21 protein-coding genes are annotated in these 22,565 nt (G+C 57.0%); 13 read left to right on the top strand and 8 right to left on the bottom strand.

Translation table 11 applies throughout. From position 1 onward, the window contains the following. Window positions 1-13: 13 nt before the first annotated feature. Window positions 14-760: a YbaY family lipoprotein gene (locus ACR0MJ_RS12590; RefSeq protein ID WP_480761207.1), complete on the top strand. Its 747-nt coding sequence runs from the start codon at window positions 14-16 to the stop codon at window positions 758-760. On the opposite strand, the gene ACR0MJ_RS12585 is transcribed toward ACR0MJ_RS12590, so the two are convergent. The 4 genes from ACR0MJ_RS12585 to ACR0MJ_RS12570 form a co-directional block, all read right to left on the bottom strand. Next, window positions 761-2,422 carry an FAD-binding dehydrogenase gene (locus tag ACR0MJ_RS12585; RefSeq protein WP_480761205.1) on the bottom strand — a complete coding sequence of 554 codons (1,662 nt, stop codon included), beginning with the start codon at window positions 2,420-2,422 and terminating at the stop codon, window positions 761-763. A gap of 11 nt (window positions 2,423-2,433) precedes the next feature. Further along, window positions 2,434-3,291: a bile acid:sodium symporter family protein gene (locus tag ACR0MJ_RS12580; protein WP_170512356.1), complete on the bottom strand. Its 858-nt coding sequence runs from the start codon at window positions 3,289-3,291 to the stop codon at window positions 2,434-2,436. Between the two features lie 72 nt (window positions 3,292-3,363). Continuing rightward, window positions 3,364-4,098 carry a glutamine amidotransferase gene (locus ACR0MJ_RS12575; protein WP_170594678.1) on the bottom strand — a complete coding sequence of 245 codons (735 nt, stop codon included), beginning with the start codon at window positions 4,096-4,098 and terminating at the stop codon, window positions 3,364-3,366. A gap of 16 nt (window positions 4,099-4,114) precedes the next feature. Further along, window positions 4,115-5,887: an SLC13 family permease gene (locus ACR0MJ_RS12570; protein WP_170401548.1), complete on the bottom strand. Its 1,773-nt coding sequence runs from the start codon at window positions 5,885-5,887 to the stop codon at window positions 4,115-4,117. 110 nt (window positions 5,888-5,997) lie between these two features. Between ACR0MJ_RS12570 and ACR0MJ_RS12565 the strand changes: the two genes are divergently transcribed. Further along, complete coding sequence (locus tag ACR0MJ_RS12565; RefSeq protein ID WP_170392173.1) at window positions 5,998-6,738, top strand: YebC/PmpR family DNA-binding transcriptional regulator; 741 nt, start codon at window positions 5,998-6,000, stop codon at window positions 6,736-6,738. A gap of 172 nt (window positions 6,739-6,910) precedes the next feature. Further along, window positions 6,911-8,185: an MFS transporter gene (locus tag ACR0MJ_RS12560; RefSeq protein ID WP_170420736.1), complete on the top strand. Its 1,275-nt coding sequence runs from the start codon at window positions 6,911-6,913 to the stop codon at window positions 8,183-8,185. Here the strand turns inward: ACR0MJ_RS12560 and ACR0MJ_RS12555 are convergent. Then, the gene (locus ACR0MJ_RS12555) at window positions 8,182-9,075 is read right to left on the bottom strand and encodes a LysR family transcriptional regulator ArgP (protein WP_170392170.1); all 894 of its coding nucleotides are present in this window, start codon (window positions 9,073-9,075) and stop codon (window positions 8,182-8,184) included. The two genes, ACR0MJ_RS12560 and ACR0MJ_RS12555, sit on opposite strands and share 4 nt — an antisense overlap. An 84-nt stretch (window positions 9,076-9,159) precedes the next feature. Here ACR0MJ_RS12555 and ACR0MJ_RS12550 point away from each other — a divergent pair, with 84 nt between their 5' ends. The 6 genes from ACR0MJ_RS12550 to ACR0MJ_RS12525 all read left to right on the top strand — a co-directional run bounded on the left by ACR0MJ_RS12550 (window position 9,160) and on the right by ACR0MJ_RS12525 (window position 14,986). Continuing rightward, on the top strand, window positions 9,160-9,759 hold the full coding sequence (locus ACR0MJ_RS12550) for a LysE/ArgO family amino acid transporter (RefSeq protein ID WP_170512381.1): 600 nt from the start codon (window positions 9,160-9,162) through the stop codon (window positions 9,757-9,759). Window positions 9,760-9,799: 40 nt separating this feature from the next. Next, window positions 9,800-10,732 carry a DMT family transporter gene (locus ACR0MJ_RS12545; RefSeq protein ID WP_480761203.1) on the top strand — a complete coding sequence of 311 codons (933 nt, stop codon included), beginning with the start codon at window positions 9,800-9,802 and terminating at the stop codon, window positions 10,730-10,732. A 57-nt stretch (window positions 10,733-10,789) separates the two neighbouring features. Next, window positions 10,790-11,362 (top strand): choline-binding transcriptional repressor BetI, encoded by a 573-nt coding sequence (betI, locus tag ACR0MJ_RS12540; RefSeq protein WP_170392164.1) that lies wholly within the window; start codon window positions 10,790-10,792, stop codon window positions 11,360-11,362. After that, on the top strand, window positions 11,359-12,867 hold the full coding sequence (gene betC, locus ACR0MJ_RS12535; protein ID WP_170594688.1) for a choline-sulfatase: 1,509 nt from the start codon (window positions 11,359-11,361) through the stop codon (window positions 12,865-12,867). The genes betI and betC overlap by 4 nt, the downstream gene beginning before the upstream one ends. An 87-nt stretch (window positions 12,868-12,954) precedes the next feature. After that, the gene (betA, locus tag ACR0MJ_RS12530; protein ID WP_480761201.1) at window positions 12,955-14,613 is read left to right on the top strand and encodes a choline dehydrogenase; all 1,659 of its coding nucleotides are present in this window, start codon (window positions 12,955-12,957) and stop codon (window positions 14,611-14,613) included. Window positions 14,614-14,746: 133 nt separating this feature from the next. After that, a complete protein-coding gene (locus ACR0MJ_RS12525) occupies window positions 14,747-14,986 on the top strand; it encodes an HP1242/YdcH family protein (protein ID WP_170392158.1) in 240 nt (79 codons plus the stop codon). A 56-nt stretch (window positions 14,987-15,042) separates the two neighbouring features. On the opposite strand, the gene ACR0MJ_RS12520 is transcribed toward ACR0MJ_RS12525, so the two are convergent. Together ACR0MJ_RS12520 and ACR0MJ_RS12515 are read right to left on the bottom strand one after the other, a co-directional pair. Beyond that, the gene (locus ACR0MJ_RS12520; RefSeq protein ID WP_480761199.1) at window positions 15,043-16,443 is read right to left on the bottom strand and encodes a helix-turn-helix domain-containing protein; all 1,401 of its coding nucleotides are present in this window, start codon (window positions 16,441-16,443) and stop codon (window positions 15,043-15,045) included. A 64-nt stretch (window positions 16,444-16,507) separates the two neighbouring features. Then, complete coding sequence (locus ACR0MJ_RS12515) at window positions 16,508-17,713, bottom strand: multidrug effflux MFS transporter (protein ID WP_170420747.1); 1,206 nt, start codon at window positions 17,711-17,713, stop codon at window positions 16,508-16,510. Window positions 17,714-17,894: 181 nt separating this feature from the next. On the opposite strand from ACR0MJ_RS12515, the gene ACR0MJ_RS12510 reads away from it, so the two are divergent. From ACR0MJ_RS12510 to ACR0MJ_RS12500, 3 genes are all read left to right on the top strand, one after another. Next, window positions 17,895-19,427, top strand: a complete 1,533-nt coding sequence (locus ACR0MJ_RS12510) for an acyl-CoA carboxylase subunit beta (RefSeq protein ID WP_170512335.1) — start codon at window positions 17,895-17,897, stop codon at window positions 19,425-19,427. Between the two features lie 28 nt (window positions 19,428-19,455). Then, a complete protein-coding gene (locus ACR0MJ_RS12505; protein ID WP_480454171.1) occupies window positions 19,456-19,935 on the top strand; it encodes a DUF6497 family protein in 480 nt (159 codons plus the stop codon). Window positions 19,936-20,071: 136 nt separating this feature from the next. Beyond that, entirely contained in the window at window positions 20,072-20,425 is a 354-nt protein-coding gene (locus tag ACR0MJ_RS12500) for a hypothetical protein (protein WP_170512369.1), read from the top strand. Window positions 20,426-20,511: 86 nt separating this feature from the next. On the opposite strand, the gene ACR0MJ_RS12495 is transcribed toward ACR0MJ_RS12500, so the two are convergent. Continuing rightward, window positions 20,512-21,663 (bottom strand): DcaP family trimeric outer membrane transporter, encoded by a 1,152-nt coding sequence (locus tag ACR0MJ_RS12495; RefSeq protein WP_170647965.1) that lies wholly within the window; start codon window positions 21,661-21,663, stop codon window positions 20,512-20,514. Window positions 21,664-22,313: 650 nt separating this feature from the next. On the opposite strand from ACR0MJ_RS12495, the gene ACR0MJ_RS12490 reads away from it, so the two are divergent. Then, window positions 22,314-22,517 (top strand): hypothetical protein, encoded by a 204-nt coding sequence (locus tag ACR0MJ_RS12490; protein ID WP_170392147.1) that lies wholly within the window; start codon window positions 22,314-22,316, stop codon window positions 22,515-22,517. Window positions 22,518-22,565 lie beyond the last annotated feature (48 nt).

The raw sequence follows: 22,565 nt of genomic DNA, 5'->3' as shown, positions 1-22,565 counted from the left end.
AAAGGATGGGATCATGCCTTTTCCAAAACTCGGGCAGGCCATTGTGGCCGGAGCAATCGTATTGGCTTTGCTGGGCAGCCAAAGCTCGGCAGGAACAGTCACTGGCACGGCAACCTACCGTGAACGGATCGCCCTGCCACCGGATGCGACGCTATTTGTCGAATTGCAGGATATCTCTCGGGCCGATGCGGCAGCGGTCACGCTGGCGGCGCAACGCTATGCGTTGAACGGAGTGCCCTCGGAATTTGAACTGACTTTTGATGACGCGCTGATCCGCGAGGGGATGACCTATGCCGTACGCGGTTCGATCTATCGCGGGGGTGAGCTGTTGTTTACGACGGATACGGTCCATCCCGTGCTGACCAACGGCGAAGGCAATTCGGCTGATCTTGTGCTGGTGCAGGCCGGTGCTCAGAGCCCCGCGCCCCTGGAAGGGACTGAGTGGACAGCCATCGGTATCGGTGGAACCGTGCTCGACACAAAACGGCCGCCCCAGCTTTCCTTCGCTCAAGGTGGTGCGTTCGGTGGCACGGGCGGTTGCAACCGGTTTTCTGGGCAAGCCGAGATCACCGGCAACAGCCTTGAGTTTCCAGACAATATGGCCGCGACTTTAATGGCGTGCCCGCCAGAACTGGACGAGGTCGAGGATCAGTTCTTTGCTGCCCTGCAAAACGTGACGAACTATGCCGTTGCGGGCGACAGCATGGTTTTGCTCGATGCTGCAGGTGAGCCGATACTGAAATTCGTGCGCACCCAGTAATCAGGCCACTGCGCGGGACCTTCCTGCGTTGCGACCCGAGAAGATGCAACCGCCCAGAAACGTGCCCTCTAGCGCGTTGTACCCGTGATAGCCGCCACCGCCAAAGCCCGCGACCTCTCCGGCTGCAAACAAGCCGGGGACGATTTGTCCATTGGCGCCGATCATCTGACTGTCCAGATTGGTCTGCAGCCCACCCAGTGTCTTGCGGGTCAGTACGTGCAGCTTGACCGCGATTAGCGGGCCGTTTGATGGATCGAGGAACTTGTGCGGTTTGGCCGTCCGGATCAGCTTGTCGCCCCGATAATTGCGTGCGGCAAGGATGGCCATCATCTGGGCGTCTTTGGAAAACGGATTGTCGACCTGAGAATCCCGTGCCTCGATCTGGGTGCGCAAATGCGTCTCGTCTATCAGACCTCCGCCTAATTGGTTCATGCCGCTGACCAATTCAGTCAGCGTGTTGGCGACGACGAAATCCTCGCCCTTTTCCTTGAACGCCTCGACCGGGCCAGTCGCCTTGGTGCCAGACAGGATGCGCTGACGGATCACCTCTTTCCAGCTGCCCGAAGTGAAATCCGGGTTCTGCTCGGACCCCGATAGTGCAAATTCCTTTTTGATGATCTTCTGGGTCAGAACGAACCAGCTGTATTCATATCCGGTTTTCAGGATCTCTTTCAGCGTTCCCAGCGTATCGAACCCCGGTAGGCAAGGGGGTTGCAGGCGATTGCCGCGCGCATCGAACCACATCGAACTTGGGCCGGGTAGAATACGTATACCGTGCGCGGGCCAGATCGGATCCCAATTGCGCACACCTTCAGTGTAATGCCACATTCTGTCGCCGTTGATGACATGTCCGCCAGCTTTCTCGCTGATCGGGATCATGCGGCCATCGACATGAAACGGAACGCCAGCCACCATATCTTTGGGCGGTTCACCCAGCCGGTCGCGGGGCCAGTTCTGTCTCACCATCTCGAAATTCCCACCGATCCCACCAGAGGTGACAATAACCGAAGGGGCATAGACTTCGAATTCGCCTACTTCGTCCCGGTTGGTCTTGCCGCCTCTTTGAATGCCGTCATCGGCCAGAACTTCCCCTGATACGCCTTTGGCAGAACCATTTTGCATAATGATGTGGCTGACTTGGTGGCGGAACTTCAATTGGATCAACCCGACGTCGACATGCGCGCGGACGCGGCGAATAAAATGCTCAAGTACACCTGGGCCGGTTCCCCAAGTGATGTGAAAGCGCGGGACCGAGTTGCCATGGCCGTCCGCATAAGACCCTCCGCGTTCGGCCCAGCCCACGACGGGAAACCAGCGCAGCCCCATGTCATGCAGCCAGGGACGCATTTCACCTGCGGCGAACTCGACATAGGCTTCAGCCCATTTGCGGGGCCAGTTGTCTTCGTCGCGGTCAAACTGCGCGCTGCCCATCCAGTCGCGCAGCGCCAGATCGTGGCTGTCGCGGATGCCCATGCGGCGCTGCTCGAGGGTGTCGACCATGAACAGGCCGCCGAGGCTCCAAAACGCCTGTCCACCCAGAAAATGCTCGGGCTCCTGATCCAGCACGATCACCCGCTTGCCCCGGTCGCCCAATTCGGCCGCCGCCGAGAGGCCCGCAAGGCCGCCTCCGATCACGATCGCATCTGCGGTGTTATTGGTCATCGAATGTCCTGTCAGCGGCTGCGGAACCAAAGGATGAAGGGGGTTACGACCACATACATCGTGATACCATAAACGGCGGCAGGAACGGCAAGTGGGCTGAAGCCGGTCGTGGTGCCGGTGATCAAAGCTGCCAGCGTAATTCCCATCGCCGAATTCTGAATGCCAGTCTCGACCGAGATCGTTTTCGCCTCACTCCATGTCAGATTGGCGATGCGTGCCAGCCCCAGACCGATCAGCAACAGCGCAACGTTCAACGCGATCAGAGCTGCCCCAATCGAGCTGAGGTTTTGGATGAAGAACTGCCAGTTTCCGGCCAGTGCCGCCGCGACGATCAGCACGAACAGTATCGATGCGAGCGTCGAAAGCGGGCCGTCGACCCGAATGGCGAACCCCCTTGCAAAGTGACGTATGGCGACACCAATGGCGACTGGTAGGGTCGTGATCAGGAACAGCGCGGTGGCTAATGCGCTGATCGAAACTTTGGGTGCGGCCTCGCCCATGAAATGATCTATGGACCATGCGGCCAGAATGGGGACGGTCACGATGGACAGCAGGCTGATCACCGCTGTCAGGCTGACCGACAGCGCCACATCACCCTTGGCAAACTTTGCTAGGATGTTGCTGGTGACCCCACCGGGGCAAAAGCTTAAAAGCATGACACCCACGGCGATTTCAGCGGGCAGTCCGAACAGAGTGACCGTCGCGAAGGCAGCCAATGGTATCAGCACAACTTGACTGATGGCGCCAATGGCGAAGGGGTACCCCCGCGCCAAAACCCGGCGGAAATCGGCGGCTTCTAGCCCGATCCCCAGTGACAACATGATAATGGCCAGCGAAATGGGCAGGCCAACGTTGATAAGCAGGTCCAAGAACAACTCCTCCCAAAGTCATTCGGGCCAGCCTATGCGAGGGGTCGTAGATCAGGCAACAACGCCGTTGGGTCACCCGTAGCGTTGAGCAAACCGGCGCAGGATTTCACCCGGCTCCGTAACGTCTGCGGCATGGCACATATCGATCAAGCTTTGCGCATCCTCCGGCGGAAAATAGCCGTGGTCCTTGTAGATGTTGATCCGCTGTTCAAAATCTTTGGCGTCCGCTTCGGGGTGGAATTGGGTGGCATAGACATTCTGCCCCCAGCGGATCATCTGAAACGGGCAGGGGTCAGACGCTACCAGATGAACGCAGCCATCCGGCAGTAGCTGTACGGCTTCCTTATGTCCCACAAACGCTTCGAATTTCGGCTTTAGGCCTGCGGTCAAGGGGTCTTGAGCGCCATCTTCTGTCAGACGGCAGTCGGACGGTCCGACCGGTTCGCCAAATTGCCGTTTGCTGACATCTCCGCCCAAATGTACGGCGAGAATACCCAAGCCATAGCAGCAGCCCATGAACGGGTGATCTTTCGCAGTGATCTGGGGCATCAGTCTCATGATCGCGCCTTCGATCTTTGCATCCAGCGCGGATTTGGTGGTCGGATCGTCACTGACGCAGCCGGGACCCCCACCCACGATGACACCAGCGTAATCGACGACATCCAGCCCTTCGGGCAGGTCTTCGCAATCCAGCCGGATGCGATGAGTTTGCGCAGGGCTCAGCCCGGTTTTGTCCAGTATCGAGGCATATTCGGCATCCGATGCATCGGTTTCCGGGCGCAGTTGCAGGATCAGAAAGCGTTTCATAGGCAGCCTTTAGCCATCAAAGCGGCCAGAACACAAGGATCGCGGGGATCGAGACCGCGATGATCAGGATTTCCAGCGGCAACCCCATGCGCCAGTAATCGCCAAAGCGGTATCCTCCGGGACCAAGCACCAGAGTATTGTTCTTGTGTCCGATGGGTGTCAAAAACGCGGCAGACGCCGCAACGGCCACCGTCATCAGAAATGGATCGGGCGACACCTCAAGCGTGCGCGCCATCTGAATGCCAACAGGGGCCGCGACAATGGCGGTGGCTGTGTTGTTCAACACATCGGACAGGGTCATCGTCACGACCATCAGTACGGTCAGGATTGCCCAGGCGGGCAGGCCGTTGGTCAGCTGAATCAAGGCGTTGGCGATCAACTCGGTTCCGCCCGAGGTTTCAAGCGCGCTGCCCAGTGGGATCATTGACCCCAGCAATACAACCACCGGCCATTCGATGTGGTTGTAGATATCCGCAATCGGCATGATCTTAGTCAGAACATAGGCTACGACCACGAACCCCAGTGCGATCGGCAGATAGATCAGCCCGATACTGGCCGCCAACACGGCAGCCGCAAATAGGCCGATGGCAAGCCAGGCTTTCTCATTCGCGGTTACATTCAAGCCGCGCTCGGCCAAGGGCAGGCAGCCGAGCCACTCAGTGACATCGGGTGCTCGGTCGCGCGGGCACAGCAGCAATAAGATGTCGCCGGGCTCGACCTCGGTTTTGCGAACCTGGCTGGTGATCCGGCGCCCTTGGCGTGAAATGCCCATCAGGACTGTACTCTGTCGCCAGGCCAGTCCTAACGCCTGTGCAGTTCGCCCAGTGATGCGCGCGCTTTCGGGGACAACGACTTCAACCACTTCCAGCCCTTCGCCTTCGGCAGTCAAAACCTCCTGCCGACGGGCGTCCGAGAAATCCAGATTGAGCGCGGCGCGGAACTCATCCAGCGCTTCGGGGCGAGCTTCCAGAACAAGCGCATCGCCTTCATGCAGGGTTGCGTGGGTTGATCGACCATAGCGTCGCTTTCCGTCCCGGATCAGGCCGATGATAGCGACGTCAGATTTCTCGGCGGCCTCATAGAGCTCACTGACCCGTTTCCCGATATGGGGCGATTCAGGCGGGATCGTCAGTTCGGCGATGTATTCGGCCAAAACTTCCGAGGTTTCTTCCTGCGCGCCGCGATTGGGGATGAGGCGCCAGCCGATCAGCGCGACGAACGCCAGCCCTGCAATTGCAGCCAACCCGCCCACCGGTGCGAAATCGAACATATGAAACGGTTCGCCCAGCGTTTCAGCCCTGATCGAGGCGATGATGATATTTGGCGGCGTACCGATCAGCGTGGCCATCCCTCCCAGGATCGTCGCAAAGCTGAGCGGCATCAGGCTAAGGCCGACCGGGCGCCCCGCTTTGCGCGCGGTCTGGATATCGACCGGCATCAGCAGCGCCAGCGCCGCGACGTTGTTCATGAAGGCTGACAGGATCGCCCCGATGCCGCCCATTAGCGCGATATGCGCGCCCAATCCGCGCGATGCATCGACCAGCGTGCGCGTGATCATGAACACTGCACCCGAGCGCACCAGACCGGCAGAAACCACCAGCACCAACGCCACGATGATCGTGGCCGGGTGCCCGAACCCGGCAAAGGCATTGTCAACGGGCACCACACCCAGCGTGACCGCGATCATCAAGGCGGTAAATGCTACAAGGTCATAGCGGAAACGCCCCCAGAGCAGCATTCCGAAAACGGCGATGAAAAGGGAAAAAAGAATGATCTGATCTGTCGTCATACCGCCACCATAGTCACGGGCGAAGACAGGGCAAGCCGCTCTCTTGATCCTTTGCCCCGCAAACGTCTATATGAGCGCCAAACACGCAATCACGATGACGAGGACGCACCATGGCAGGCCACTCCAAATGGGCCAATATCCAACACCGCAAGGGACGTCAGGACGCCGCGCGGTCCAAACTGTTTTCCAAGCTGTCGAAAGAGATCACGGTCGCCGCCAAGATGGGCGACCCCGATCCCGACAAGAACCCGCGCCTGCGTCTGGCGGTGAAAGAGGCCAAGTCGAATTCGGTGCCCAAGGACGTGATCGACCGTGCGATCAAGAAGTCCGTAGCAGGCGAGGGCGATGAATACGAAGAAATCCGGTATGAGGGCTATGGTCCCAACGGTGTGGCCGTGATTGTTGAAACGATGACCGATAATCGGAACCGTACCGCCTCGACTGTTCGTTCGACCTTTTCGAAGAATGGTGGAAACTTGGGTGAAACCGGCTCGGTCGGGTTCATGTTCGACCGCAAGGGCGAAGTTGTGTATCAGGCAGACGCAGGCGATGCGGATACGATTTTCGAAGCCGCGATCGAGGCCGGGGCAGAGGATGTCGAAAGCTCGGATGACGGTCACATCATCTGGTGCGCAGATACGGATCTGAACGATGTGTCAAACGCGCTGGAAGAGGCGCTGGGCGAATCCGAATCCACCAAGCTGGTCTGGAAGCCGACAACGACGACCGAGTTGGGTCTGGAAGACATGCAAAAGCTGATGAAATTGGTGGATGCATTGGAAGACGACGACGACGTTCAGCGCGTGACCACTAACTTCGAAGCGACCGACGAGGTTATGGCGCAGCTCTGATGTATCGGACAAACGCCAGATGAACCAAACCCGGCCTAGCGGCCGGGTTTTTCTGTTGCAGTTGCGCGTCTTACACAAGCCTTGGTCCTGAAGCCTCTTGCGATTAAACTCAGATCATTGAGGCTGAAGGACCTGAAAGGCAACCGTAGGCACATCATGCAGAGCATCGCAAATGGCGAGTAAATCGACTGATCCGGCCCGACGAAATGTCCCGGTTCTGGCTAGCCAAAGTATCCTTTCCCAGGTGGCGTGGACTTTGGGCAGCCCGTCTATCGTATTGCCATTCCTTGCGGTCTCGCTGGAGTTACCGATGTTCCTTGCCGGTGCATTGGTGTCGATCCGCATGGTTGGCAGCATGATCTCGGACGTGTTTTTCGCCCGCTCCATTGCTGCGCAGGCGCGGAAGAAACGCGGGATTGCCCTGACCGAGATCGGAATTGGTGGTTGCCTTCTGATGGCTCTTTTGATCGCGGCCACCGGCAGTGTCTCATTGACGGCCATTGCCTTTGTGATCGCCTTTTTCATGATTGGGCTTATTGAAGAAAGCCAATCCCTGATGCTGTCTGACTTGTTGGGCGATCATCTGAAATCGAAATCCCGGATGGTTATCCGTTATCTCCAATTGGGCGCGGGAGGTCTTTGTGCCATCGGCTTGGTGTTGCTGATACACGAGATCACGAAAGAGTACCCGCCATTCTCGCGGCATTCCGCGGTGATTGCGGCCTCGGTCGTGTTTTTCTTGTTTTCAGCATTATGCATTCTCGGCATGGCCGAGATCGCCCCCGATGAGTCCGGTAATGGAAAACCTAAAGGTGCAGGACGTCAATCGCTGCAGAACATCATCTCCGGAATCGTAAGTATGTTCGAACAGCCATGGTTCCGGCGCTATATGGCTCTGCGGCTTCCTTTGGTTGTCGTGTCGCTGTCGGTTCCGTTTTTTGCGCTCATCGCTGCCGAGGCACATCACAACTCGGCCAAGGGTTTGACGGCCATGATCATCTCATCCGCGTCCGGCTATCTGGTCTCGGCGCCCTTGTGGCAACTGGTGAACATGAAATCACACCGTACCGTGATGGTCGCGGGCAACTTGTTGGTCGCAGTGACAGGGATCGTTTTGTTGGCGTTCCACTATGCCGGTATCGATCACGAAGTTCACTTGCACGCGATTGCCCTGTTTGTCGTCTCGGTGGCGACAACTGGAATTTCCAGTGCGCGCCAGCTGTATTTTTTAGATGTTGCGCCCAAGGAACAACGTATTCAGGGCGCAGCAGCCATCAAATCCATCTGCAGACTCGCTGCCGTTGCACTGTCTGCAATTTTGGCTGCGGTTGCACATATGCACGAGGTTGCCGCTGCCATCGTGTTTATCGTGCTGGCCAGCATCTGGGCGGCATTTAGCTGTTACCGCATCGCGAAACCGCAAAAGGCTTCAGAGTCGCAGGCCTAATGTGCTGCCGGTGCGATCAGTTGCTGCGTTGCCGCGCGGCGTACCGCTTGGGTCAAGGGTGCAAGGGCGGGGGCAAGGACGCGCCCGATCTGCCAGGTCAGTTCGATATCGAGCGGCGCATCGGGGATTACTTCACAAATCTGCCCGTTTGCGATCGCTCTTCTTACAAGGCTTTCGGGGTTCATACCCCATCCTAAACCGGCGATTGCCGCGTCAACAAAGGCGTTTGTGGACGGCAGAAAGTGAGACGGTGGCGAAAGACGGCTGCCTGTCTGGGCATATATCCAGGATTTCTGCAGATTATCCTTGCGGTTAAAGGTCAAGCAGGGGGCCTGTGCCAGGGATTTGGCGGAAACCCCATCAGAAAACCACCGTTGCATGAAGCCGGGGCTCGCGGTCGGCAAATAGCGCAAAGTGCCCAACGCAATGGCATCGCATCCGGTAATGTTTTGACCACCCACCGTTATCGCCGCACTTACGTCGCCACGCCGCAGCCAGTCAGCCGAATGGTCCTGATCGTCAATTACAAGGTCGAACAGTATGTCTTCGGCGCGCGCCATCGCGTCGATAAACCATGTGGCCAGACTGTCAGCCGGTAGCGCGACGCGAACCCGCACCGGACCTTCACGCTGATCCAAAGTCAGCTCTCGCGCCAGCTTTGCCTCCAACAGGCCGATATCTTCGGCATGACGGGCGATCCGCAGACCCGCCGGAGTGCCGATGCATGGGGTGCCGCGATGAATGAGAGCCGCACCAACACGATCCTCCAACGCCTTGATCCTCTGCGAAATAGCCGACGGGGTGACGGATAGCTCTGCGGCTGCGGCCTCAAAGCTGCCGTGTCGCAAAATCGCCGCCAATGCTGATAGCTGATGAGGATCGAGGAGCATTAGAGTTACTTAATCTGGGTAATCATCATTAATTTGATAGATTCACACCGGCCATGTAGTCAACGAGCATCGACAGGAGGCTGCATGTTCCCATCAATGATTGCCGGGTTTGCCCTGAGTTTTAGCCTTATATTGGCGATAGGCGCTCAGAACGCCTTTGTTCTGCGCCAAGGCCTGCGGCGCGAGCACGTCTTTGCACTGTGCCTGACCTGCGCAGTGTCTGACGCGATACTGATCGGGGCGGGTGTTGCAGGGTTCGGCACCCTGGCTCAGGCCGCGCCGTGGTTTGAAACGGTGATGCGCTATGGTGGGGCAGTGTTTCTGATTTGGTACGCCCTACGAAGTTTTTGGTCTGCCTGGCAAGGTGGGGCGGTGATGGATACCGCAACAGGGCAGCGCACCAGCCTGCGTGCGGCCATGCTGACCGTGCTGGCCTTCACTTGGCTCAACCCCCATGTATATCTGGATACGGTCGTATTGATCGGGTCGATATCGGCCCAATATTCAGATCGCATGGGGTTTGCGATAGGGGCGATGACTTCGAGTTTCGTTTTCTTCTTTTCGCTCGGCTACGGTGCCAGAGTGCTTTCACCGATTTTTGCACGCCCGCGCGCATGGCAGATTCTTGATTTTATCATCGGAATCGTGATGCTTATGATCGCGTTGAAACTTGTTATCATGTGAAGGGTTGTCCCGGATCAGAATTCGGTGTTCAACCGTTTGTATGACCTCACCTAATGATCAGCACCGCCCGCTTGTTGGCATGTTTTGGATGCTTGCGGCCGGGCTGTCCTTTGTGGGCATGAATGCGCTGGTGAAGGTGCTGGGAACCAGCATGAACCCCATTCAAGCGGCATTCTTGCGCTATGTCCTGGGTCTGGTGTTTCTTTTGCCCGCAATCCGGGCGATCCTCGGAACTCCATTGACCCCGCGCAATCTAACGCTGTTTGGACTACGCGGAATGGTCCACGCCATCGCCGTCATACTTTGGTTTTTTGCGATGACGCGCATCCCCCTCGCCGAGGTGACCGCGATGAATTACATGACACCTATCTACGTCACGGTGGGTGCGGCACTGTTCTTGGGTGAAAAGCTAGCTTTTCGTCGTATCGCCGCGATTGGTGTTGCTGTGATTGGAGTAGTGATCATCCTGCGCCCGGGCTTTCGCGAGATATTGCCCGGTCACATAGCGATGCTGGGGGCTGCACTAGCGCTTGGTGGTTCCTATCTGCTTGCCAAAGTCATGGTCCGTGATATCCGTCCCTCAGCCGTTGTTGCCCATCTTTCGATATGGGTCACCATCGCGCTTATCCCTTTCGCCGTTGCGGTTTGGGAGCCGCCCAGCCTGCGCGATCTTGGTATACTTTTCATCGTCGCCAGCTTTGCGACTGCGGGGCACTATTTCATGACGCTTGCATTGCAGGCTGCCCCGGTGGCCGTGACCCAGCCGGTGACGTTCCTGCAGCTGATCTGGGCCACTTTGCTCGGCGCTTTGGCCTTCCATGAACGCATCGACATCTGGGTAATTGCAGGAGGCACTCTGATCCTGGCTGCCGTCAGCTTCATCACCTGGCGTGAAGCCGTGCTGAGCCGTGGCGGCACACCGCCGCAAGGTTCTGAGACCCCACCGGCGAAACCAAGAACCGTTATTGATTGACGAGTCAATAAAAACCGCTTAGCCTTCCTTGCACTCAGGTATGGCGAAGAGGCGAAGATGCCAAAACTCGGAATGGAGCCGATCCGGCGGGACGCGATCGTCAAGGCGACGATCGCCGAGCTTGGCGCGCAAAAATCCCTTGATGTCACCGTTAGCCAGATCGCCAAACGCGCAGGTATGTCCAGTGCATTGGCGCATCATTACTTTGGGGGCAAAGAACAGATATTCCTAGCCGCGATGCGGCGTATCCTGACGGATTTTGGATCTGAAGCGCGCGCACAACTCAGCACGGCAGATCCGGAAGAGCGCGCACAGGCCATCATTCGCGCCTGTTTCGCGCCATCATGTTTCACACCGGATGTTATCGCAGCTTGGATGACTTTTTATGTTTTGGCGCAAACCAACGATGATGCGCTGAGGCTCTGGCAAATCTATCAGGCACGCATCCGCTCGAACCTGATCCATGCGTTGCGCCCACATATGAGTGACCCGAGCGAGGCTGCCGAAGGTATGATCGCGCTGATCGATGGTTTGTACATCCACTCTGCACTGAATTCCCCACAAGAGCCGCAGCGGGCAGTCACCCATGCGCTGCGGGTACTGAGAGTTTTCCTAGAGGCCGAAAAATGACAAAGCCGAATATTCTGATCCTGATGGTGGATCAGCTCAACGGGACCCTCTTCCCCGACGGTCCTGCAGAATGGTTGCATGCGCCGAACCTGAAGAAGCTGGCGGCAAGATCAACGCGTTTCGCAAATGCCTACACTGCCTCGCCGCTCTGTGCTCCGGGACGTGCGAGCTTTATGTCGGGTCAACTGCCATCGCGCACTGGCGTCTATGACAACGCCGCCGAGTTCAGCAGCGATATCCCGACCTATGCCCACCACCTTCGTCGTGCAGGATATTACACCTGCTTGTCCGGCAAGATGCACTTTGTTGGCCCAGACCAGTTGCACGGGTTCGAAGATCGTCTGACTACTGATATCTACCCGGCAGATTTCGGTTGGACGCCGGATTATCGTAAACCCGGTGAGCGCATCGACTGGTGGTATCACAATATGGGCTCGGTCACTGGGGCAGGCATTGCCGAGATTTCCAACCAGATGGAATATGATGACGAGGTCGCTTATAACGCCAAGGCCAAGCTATATGACCTTGCACGCGGCAAGGATGATCGCCCCTGGTGTGTGACCGTCAGCTTCACGCACCCACACGATCCTTACGTGGCGCGACGCAAGTACTGGGATCTGTATGAAGATTGTGAGCATCTTGAGCCACAGATCGCGGATCTGGGATATGACAATCAGGACCCGCATTCCAAACGTATTTTCGATGCCAATGACTGGCGCAGCTTCGACATAACGACCGAGGATATTCGCAAATCCCGTCGCGCCTATTTCGCCAATATCTCATATCTGGATGACAAGATCGGTGAGATACTGGAGGTTCTGGAAACGACGCGGCAAGAGGCGATCATACTGTTCGTGTCCGACCACGGCGACATGCTGGGTGAGCGCGGGTTGTGGTTCAAGATGACTTTCTTCGAAGGCTCTTCCCGCGTGCCGCTCATGATTTCGGCCCCCGATCTTCCAGTTGGTCGCATCGATACACCAGTTTCGACGATCGACGTGACACCGACGCTTGGTACGTTGGCGGGCGTCGATATGGCTGAAATCTCACCTTGGACGGATGGTGAGGATCTTGTGCCTTTGGCAAAGGGCACAGACCGAACCGCGCCGGTTGCAATGGAATATGCCGCCGAGGCCTCATACGCTCCTTTAGTCTCTTTGCGTTATGGCAAGTGGAAATACAATCGCTGTACATTGGACCCCGATCAACTGTTCGATCTCGAGGCTGATCCGCATGAGATGGAAAATCTCGCTGGCCTGCCCGAACATGCAGGCACCTTGCAAACACTGCGTGCTAAATCCGAGGCGCGATGGGATTTGGATCGCTTTGATGCCGATGTGAGGGCCAGCCAAGCCCGGCGCTGGGTGGTTTACGAGGCATTACGGCAGGGTGGCTATTATCCTTGGGATTACCAGCCTCTTCAGAAAGCGTCTGAACGGTACATGCGCAATCATATGGACCTGAACGATGTCGAGGATAGCCAGCGTTATCCGCGTGGCGAGTAATCCTTTACATTTTTGAAATTGCACCGTCGGAAGTGCGGAGATTTTTCGTCGAAAAATCTTGCCCCGAAGGTGAACGGAGACACGAATATGGAAGCAGATTTTGTCATTGTTGGCGCCGGTTCTGCTGGTTGCGCGATGGCTTACCGTCTGAGTGAGGCCGGAGCTTCGGTTCTGGTGATCGAGCATGGCGGCACTGACGCCGGACCCTTCATCCAGATGCCTGCCGCCCTAAGCTATCCGATGAATATGTCGCGATATGACTGGGGCTACAAATCCGAGCCCGAACCGCATCTGAACAATCGTCAACTTGCTTGCCCCAGAGGCAAGGTGATCGGAGGGTCGTCTTCGATCAATGGCATGGTCTATGTGCGCGGTCACGCTCGAGATTTTGACACCTGGGCCGAGATGGGTGCAGATGGATGGTCTTACGCAGATGTGCTGCCGTACTACAAACGCATGGAAACCTGGCATGATGGTGGCCATGGCGGTGATCACACTTGGAGAGGCACGGATGGACCTCTGCACGTGTCGCGAGGGCCTCGTGAAAATCCGCTGTTTGAGGCGTTCGTCGATGCAGGTCAGCAGGCTGGATATGAGGTCACTGGCGACTATAACGGTGAGAAACAAGAAGGTTTTGGGCCGATGGAGCAGACCGTCTGGAAAGGACGGCGCTGGTCGGCGGCGAATGCGTACCTTAGGCCAGCGCTCAAGCGGCAAAACTGCGAAATCATCCGGGGTCTTGCGGCGCGCGTGATTATTGAATCCGGGCGCGCATCCGGGGTCGAATTGATACGGGGTGGTAAACGGGAAGTGATCACAGCGCGGCGCGAGGTTGTATTGGCGGCTTCGTCGATCAATTCGCCTAAACTGCTGATGCTTTCGGGGGTTGGACCTGCGGCGCACCTGGCTGAGCACGGTATCAAAGTGGTCGCCGACCGCCCTGGCGTCGGCGCCAATCTGCAGGATCACCTAGAGCTTTATATTCAGCAGGCCTCGATCCAGCCGATCACGCTTTACAAGCATTGGAACCTGATCAGCAAAGGAATGATCGGAGCGCAATGGCTGTTTACCAAAACAGGCCTTGGTGCATCGAACCAGTTTGAAAGCGCCGCCTTTGTGCGTTCGAAACCGGGTGTGGAATATCCTGACATACAATATCATTTTCTGCCGATGGCGGTTCGCTATGATGGGCAGGCGGCAGCCGAAGGGCACGGATTCCAGGCGCATGTGGGGCCAATGCGGTCGCCCTCGCGCGGCGCTGTGACTCTGCGATCCGCCAAAGCCGAAGACGCGCCGGTGATCCGGTTCAACTACATGAGCCATGATTCGGATTGGGAAGACTTCAGAACCTGCATTCGCTTGACCCGAGAGATCTTTGGACAGCAGGCGTTCAAACCCTTTGCCGGTAAAGAGATCCAACCGGGGGCGGAAGTTCAGTCGGACGATGAGCTAGATGCCTTTATCGCCGAGCATGCCGAAAGCGCTTATCACCCTTGCGGGACTTGCCGTATGGGCCGTGCGGATGACAAGGATGCCGTTGTCGACCCGCAGGGGCGTGTGATTGGGGTGGATGGATTGCGCGTCGCCGATAGCTCGATTTTCCCGCAAATCACCAATGGCAATCTGAACGCACCGTCGATCATGGTGGGTGAAAAGATGTCGGACTATTTGCTGCAGAAAGACCCTTTGCCCAAAGCGAACGACCAACCCTGGATAAGTCCGAGATGGGCAACGGCACAGCGCTGACACATCCAAAACCCACGGCGTGCATTTATCCTGAAAGCTGGTTGATTGCGCTCAGAATTTGATCGGCGTCAAAGCGGAGTGCGACAGTCATGTTTAGCCTTGGGATGTAACGCTGAAACAAGGAGCCAACTGGATGTCTCATACCCCGCATGAACTGGCTGAAGAGTTCCCCGACAAGCTCGAAGTGATGAGCCAGCTCAAGCAAACGGATGCGCATTTTGCCCGACTTGCGGATGAGTATCATGAGGTCAACCGCACCGTGCATCGGGCTGAAACCAATGTTGAGCCGATGGAGGAATTGGCCGAGGTTGATTTGCGCAAGAAACGCGCGGCGCTCAAGGACGAGATCTGGGCGATCTTGTCAAAAAGCTAAGGATTAGGCGGGGGCTCTGCCCCCGGACCCGCAGGATATATATGGCCAGATGAAGATCAGGTGACCTCATAAGGCAGGGTGCCGCGGCTATGGGCGTCGATGGTCAGGCGGCGCTCTAACGGTGGGACCGATCTTTGGTGGCAGGTCTGGCGCTCGCAGATGCGGCAGGATATGCCGATGGGCTCGTAAGCGCTCGCGTTGTTTATGTCGAGATTATCGGCGTAGACCAATGCTTCGGCATGACGAACCTCACATCCCAAGGCGATGGCATAGCGGCGGACAGGAGCACCGAACGAGCCTCCGGATTTTGAAACATCACGAGCCAATGAGATATAGCGGACGCCATCCGGTGTCTCGGCTAGCTGTTGCAGGAAATGACCCGGGGTCTCGAATGCCCGGTGGACATTCCAGAGTGGGCAGGCACCGCCGAAACGGGCAAATTGCAAGCGCGTAGCTGAATGGCGTTTGGTGATCGTTCCGGCCTGATCGACACGGACAAAAAAGAACGGAATCCCCTTTGCGCCGGGGCGCTGTAGCGTGGACAGGCGGTGCGCCACCTGTTCAATCGATGCCCCGAACCGGTTGCTGAGCAGCTCCAAATCATGCCGATAGTCCTGCGCTGCGGATAGGAAAGCGCCGTAAGGCATCAGCGAAGCCCCGGCAAAATAGTTGGCGAGGCCAATCTTGGCGATGGCGCGGGCCTCATCGCTTTGGAAACGGGCGAAATCCAGCGTTGCTTCAAGCAGCTTATCCTGACTGATCAACGCCACCTGCAGCAATAGTTGGAAGACCTGCGTTTGTGGTGCGGCGCGCGAGGAAAGGCGCAGGGTTTTGTCACCAGCATTGTAGCTGCGTAAGGTTTCTGTGTCGGCGAAAGTGACGTGAATGCCGCGTTCTGACAGGCTGTTCAGGGCGACTTGCCGAATATCGCTGGTTTCATCGGCACGGCTGGCGAAGCGTTCGGCGGCGCGGTCAACGGCGTCAATATAATTGTCGCAGTAGTGAAAGAAATCGCGCACCTCTTCCCAAGGGCTGGCCTGAATACGGGCATCCTCGCGGCCCAATGCCTCGTCGAGCGAGGCGAGGCGTTCATGGGTCTGGCGATAGGCGCGGTGTAACTCGATGAACGCGCGTGCAAGCGCGGGCGCATTTGAAGCGGTGAGCCTGAGATCAGCCAGAGGGGGCGCCGTTTCGGCGAACACCGGATCGGCCAGTGCTTCGCGCATGTCCGAAACCAATCGTTCGCTATCCCCTGTGCTGAGTTCGGTCACATCCATACCAAACTCTTGCGCCAGTGCCAGAACAACGGTTGTCGAGATCGGCCGGTTGTTATTCTCCATCTGGTTCAAATAGGGCAGTGAAACGCCCAGTTTTGCGGCGAAATCCTTCTGCGTGAGGGTCAGGCGTGTGCGCATTTCGCGCAGCTTGGCGCCAGCGTATAGTTTCCGAGTGGCCATGGCGGTTCTTTGCAGCTTTACTGAATCTGCAGGCTAACTTTGCAAACCCTGTCGCGCAAGCCGTCTACAGACCCAATTGCCGTTCGCGCCAGATAACAACGCTGATCGCGCAGATTGCCAGGGCGGCGGTTGCCAGCATCAGCCAAAGCAGAGGCATCGCGCCTGTCTCATGCGTCAGCAATGCGCCTGCCAATGCGCTGAGTGCCGCGCCGCCGCCCAACATGATCGCACCGCTCAAACCAGAGGCAGTGGCCGCCAGATGCGGGCGGACCGAAAGCGATCCGGCGGTTGCATTTGGGATCGCCATGCCGTTACCCAACCCGACGAAGGTCATCAGGCCAAAGAAGCTGAGCGCCGTTCCCAAATCCACTAGGAACAACAAAGCTGATAGGGCCACGCCAATTGCATTCAGCCAGCATCCCCAGCGCACCATTCGGTTGACGCCGAAGCGAACCGAGAATCGACCGCTGATGAAGTTGCCGAAGAAATAGCCAATCGCAGGCGCACCAAAGTAGATGCCGACCTCGGCGGCTGTCATGCCGAACACTTCGGTCCCGATAAAGGGTGCGCCCCCGAGATAGGCAAAGAACGCACCTGAAGAGAACGCCGAGGACAGGGAATAGCCCCAGAAGCGGGGCGATTTCAGCAGTTCAGGGTATTCGCGAAATTGCTGCATCAGTGTTTTGCCGCTTGCGGCCGCGGTTTCGCCAAAGTCTTGGTAGGTCAGCACCAGCGCCAGCGCCGCAAGAGCGAAAGGCAGCCAGAAATTGGCTTTCCAGCCAAAAGTTTCTTCGAGAAGCCCGCCGACAGCAGGGCCGATCATCGGAACGACCGCCATCCCCATGGTGACATATCCGAGCATCGAAGCAGCCTGGTCCTGTTCGTACATGTCCCGCACAGCCGCACGACTTAAGACAATACCAACGACAATGACGGCCTGAAACATTCTGAAGGCCAGAAAGGTCTCGACATTTGGGGCGTATATACACCCCAGCGTTGCCAGCAAAAAAAGGGCGAGTCCCCACAGCAGTACAGGCCGACGTCCGGCCTTATCGGCGATGGGTCCTATTAAGATTTGCAGTGCCGCGTTGACCAGAAGATAAAGCGCGATCGAAAGCTGCATCACCTTGTAATCAGTCTGAAAATACGTCGCCATAAAGGGAAGGCTGGGCAGATACAGATTCATGCTCAGCGCCGACAATCCTGACAACAAAACGAGTGTTGCAAGCGTGGGGGGCGTGCGGCTGACAGAGGGTGAACTGAACTGCATGGTTTACCTTTAGACCCTGATCGCGCGAAACGCCATCGGCAGTTTGGCTTGTTGTGTTAATTAACAAATTTGCAGTTATCTCAAATAGTGTTGCCAAATATTTGCAAATTTGCCGAAAACTACTTTGGCCACTGCTCCCAAATCGTTATGGTCGCGCAAATTCTCTTGGGAGACTACCGACATGAAAGACATCCTTTCCGAGCTCGAAGGCCGTCGCAACAACGCGCGATTGGGTGGCGGGCAAAAACGCATCGACTCGCAACACGCCCGCGGAAAGCTGACGGCACGCGAACGGATCGAGTTGCTGGTAGACGAAGGCAGCTTTGAAGAGTTTGACATGTTTGTAAGCCATCGCTGCACTGATTTCGGGATGGAGAAACAAAAGCCTGCCGGTGATGGGGTGGTCACAGGCTGGGGTACGATCAATGGTCGAATGGTCTACGTCTTCAGCCAGGACTTCACCGTATTCGGCGGCTCGCTGTCAGAAACCCATGCGCAGAAGATTTGCAAGATCATGGACATGGCAGTTCAAAACGGAGCGCCGGTGATCGGGATCAACGACTCAGGCGGGGCGCGGATTCAGGAGGGCGTCGCTTCATTGGCCGGATATGCCGAGGTGTTCCAGCGGAATATCATGGCCTCAGGCGTTGTTCCGCAGATCAGCGTGATTATGGGGCCGTGCGCAGGTGGTGCGGTTTACAGTCCTGCAATGACCGACTTCATCTTCATGGTCAAAGACACCTCGTACATGTTCGTAACCGGCCCAGACGTTGTGAAGACCGTCACCAATGAGGTCGTGACGGCAGAGGAATTGGGCGGGGCTTCAACCCACACCAAAAAGTCTTCGGTCGCTGATGGTGCGTTTGAAAACGATGTGGAGGCCCTGGCCGAGGTGCGCCGTCTTGTCGACTTCCTTCCGCTCAACAATCGCGAGAAACCGCCAGTTCGTCCGTTTTTTGACAGCCCTGACAGGGTCGAGACATCGCTGGATACGCTGATCCCGGACAATCCGAACACGCCGTACGACATGAAGGAACTGATCACCAAAGTGGCGGATGAGGGTGATTTTTACGAGATTCAGGAAGACTACGCTAAGAACATCATCACCGGTTTTATCCGGCTTGAAGGGCAGACCGTGGGCGTCGTGGCCAACCAACCCATGGTATTGGCAGGATGTTTGGACATCGATAGTTCCCGAAAAGCGGCCCGGTTCGTGCGGTTCTGTGATTGCTTTGAAATCCCGATCCTGACGCTTGTTGATGTTCCGGGCTTTCTGCCGGGCACTTCGCAGGAGTATGGCGGCGTGATCAAGCACGGTGCGAAACTGCTATTTGCTTATGGCGAAGCGACCGTGCCAAAGGTCACCGTAATCACGCGTAAGGCCTACGGTGGCGCGTATGATGTTATGGCCTCCAAACACCTGCGCGGCGATTTCAACTATGCGTGGCCCACGGCTGAGATCGCGGTGATGGGTGCAAAGGGCGCGACCGAAATCATCCACCGCGCCGATCTCGGCGATTCCGATAAGATTGCGAAACACACTCAGGACTATGAGGACCGGTTCGCAAATCCCTTCGTCGCGGCCGAGCGCGGCTTTATCGACGAGGTGATCATGCCACAATCGACCCGCCGCCGTGTATCACGTGCATTTGCGAGCCTGCGCGGCAAGCAACTGAAGAACCCTTGGAAAAAGCACGACAATATCCCGCTGTAAATGCCCGCCGAGGAGGCCCGAGCCGTAAATGCCCCGATTGACCGGACATAAGACCGCGCAGGTTGCAACAGCTCTGCACGCTCCCCCGGAGGAAGGAAACCGCCGCTGGCGGATCCGGGGATGCGCCGGGGTTTTTACGTTGCTGGTCGGAGTAGGTTCGGCGCTGGCCTCAAACCTGCTGCCCGTGCCATCGGGTCAACCGGTCGAGCTTAGCGATGTGCTTCTGGACACCAATCCGGGTGAGCTTTGGGTGCGGTTTCGGTTCATTGCACCCAAGATCGGATCGACTGCAGGTCGTATCACATATGATGTCGCCGTAGTCGACATGGAGCATTTGTGTGAAACACTGGCGGTGCCTTATGTGGCCCAGCACGAATTGCAGCCTGCCCGGATTGTGATTTCGTTTTCGGACAGACCGGTAGCGTTCGGCACCTCCGAACCTGACGCAACGCAGTTCTTCGAAGCCTACCGGCTGGATCAATCCCGGTGTATCTGGGAGGGGCTCTGACCATGAACCAACAATGTCACGGTCTCAGAGTGTCCCGATACAGTGATGCAGCTCTGGAGGTTCGCATGATCACTTCAATCCCGCAGGCATGTCCGATGGCCTGCCATATCTGGAACTTGTCCGTTGAGGTTTCGCAATGCTGAAACATCGCGGTTTCCCCGGACGTTTGCCCGGAACAGACTTCCAGTTCACCATTCGGCGGGCCAATCCCAAGGGCGTTACGCCGCTGACCCAGCGAGAACGCTTTCGCGATCGCAAACCCGCCGACAAGCGCGCAGATGTCGCGTTTATCGAGGCGTTATGGGCGCATTTTGGTGATCAGCCCTTTGAGCGGGGCAATCTGGACGCGGGCCGTCTAAGTTGGCTGTTCGGGCGTGAGGTTGTCGCCGCCGAAGACCCGTTTGATCCTGCAAGCTATGATGCTCTGCTGGTGATCAATCTGGACGCCGCGCGCCAATCTTTCCCTGACGTGTTCGACGGAGCGCGCTGATTGTGACCGGGGCTGCCGCACATAACACTCAGATGATCAGTGACACTGGAACCCTGCCCGCTAATGGGCAGGGTAGGCTGTTTTCATCAGAAGTTGAGTTGCGCGGCCAACTGGACACGATTGCCGTCGAATGTGTCGCCGGAAATTGTGTCGTTCCGCTCTCCATAGATGTATTCGGCGCTGAGCGTCAGGTTGTCTGTCGCCTTGTAAAAGGCATTGACGTGGATCGTCTCAAGCTCGGTGAACGACAAAGTACCGGTCGATGTAGGCAGGTCGTAGTCTTCCTTGCCATAGGCGATGCCGACGTTCCATTTGGAACTCAGGTCCTGACGGAATTCGATGGTGTAGCCATCAACATCGTTGGCCTGACCCCCGACGACTGCATCGCCCAAGCCGATCAGGTAGGGGCCAAGTGCCTCGCCGTTGACATAGTTGACCTGAAACAACCCACCTTCCCACGGTCGGATCGAGCCCGACAAAGAGAAACCGGTCTGATCGACCTCGACGTCGCCGGATTGCGCCTTGCCGTAGAGCGCCGAGGCACGAGCGATGTATTTGCCATCGTTGTATTCGACCGAACCAGTCAGCACAGGATCATCCGAATCCGAGCCGCCGACGTTTTCTTCAACGGAAACCGCGAAGGTGGTATTCGATCCGATATTATTGGTGTAGCGCACCTGCGGTATGCGCGCGAAAGCGATCCCGACCGGCCCGTTAAATTCCACCGAGGTGGGGTAGGTGTCCAGTGGTTGGAAATTGGTCCAGTATTGTCCGATCAGCCATTGTTCTCCAATTCGGATATTGGCGTGACGAATTCGGAATTCGGCGGTTCCGTCCGAGCCGAAGGCATCGACTTCGATCTGGCCCTGAATGTCACCGATTCCCGAAGGCGTGCTGGTGCGCAGCCCGATACGAGACTGACGGACTGTGGCGCCAAACGTACCATCTGTCTCGGCCGAGGGTTCACCAATCACGTTTACGAATGCGGTGTCGCCCTGATCGTATTCGAAGTCATAGAAGAAGTCGGCTTTGACATAACCGTAGACGTCAAGAGTGGTGTTGCCGATCTGCAAATCCCCAGTGCCAGACCCGGGATTGGAGGATTCCAGCGCTTCGACCCGGGCGCGCAGCGCATCCAGTTCAGCCTGAGTTTGTGCATCTTGCGCCAAGGCTTGCATACCGGTCACGGAAAGCGCGCTGGCAGCAAGCAAGCTAGCAGTTTTACCCTTTGTTATCATATGGATAGTTCCTTGTGTGCGAGTGTGCAGGGGCACCGTTCCACGCAACTGAATTCTTGGGAAATCACCAAGTTGAGAGAAGATGCTCTCAATTTTTCAAGCAAAAGTGTCGGTAGGCATGTGACGTTTCACACTGCGGTGAAACCGGAATCTAAGTTACTGTCACCGGAAGGATTTTTGCGTGAGTTTGTAGTGATGTTGCGTGAGGTGCCTCGCGCACTGCCTCGCTACAAGTCTTCGATTTGTAACAGGAACGTGACGGATTTCAGACGTAGTCGTCGCTGTCCGGGCGACTACGACGTCGGCGCAAATCTGCGTGGTGCCGCGCTGGATGGGCAGGTTTCAGCCGGAATCTCAGATGGAAACAATAACTGGTTGGCGGCCAGAATTGTGCTGTGCACAGTGATTGGGCCGTGCGGCTCTACTTTGCCTGCGTCGCACAAGCACCTACTATTCCGTACCCCTTCCTTCCGCGGGCAGGCTTGTGTTCCCCACAGAGTTCTGTCCGCGGTTTTCTTTTTGTCAGGTTTGGACAAAAAACGGCAAAAACCTGCGCAATTCGCAAGTTTGTGGTCCGTGTTATTGCATAACAAGGCGCGAAATCGGCATCTGCTCTCAAAGACTGCAAAAAATCTAGAAGGGCAGAAACCATGCGAATCAAACGAATTTCTCTTGCGTTGGCAACCTGCGCGGGTTTGGCGGCCTGCGGTGGCTCGACCGGTGAACAGGCGATCCTTGGCGGCGGTGCGGGGGCTCTGGGGGCGGCGGTCCTCAGTGCAGATCCGCTGCTTGGGGCGGCAGTCGGGGCTGCGGGCAACGTGCTTTACTGCAAGACCCAGAACAACTGTAACTAAAGCTGAATTTAACGGGGCTGGAAAAGTCCCGTCCGTCATTGCGCATCA

The organism is Ruegeria sp. C6 (assembly GCF_056537625.1).
This window is presented reverse-complemented; position numbering and strand designations above follow the sequence as displayed.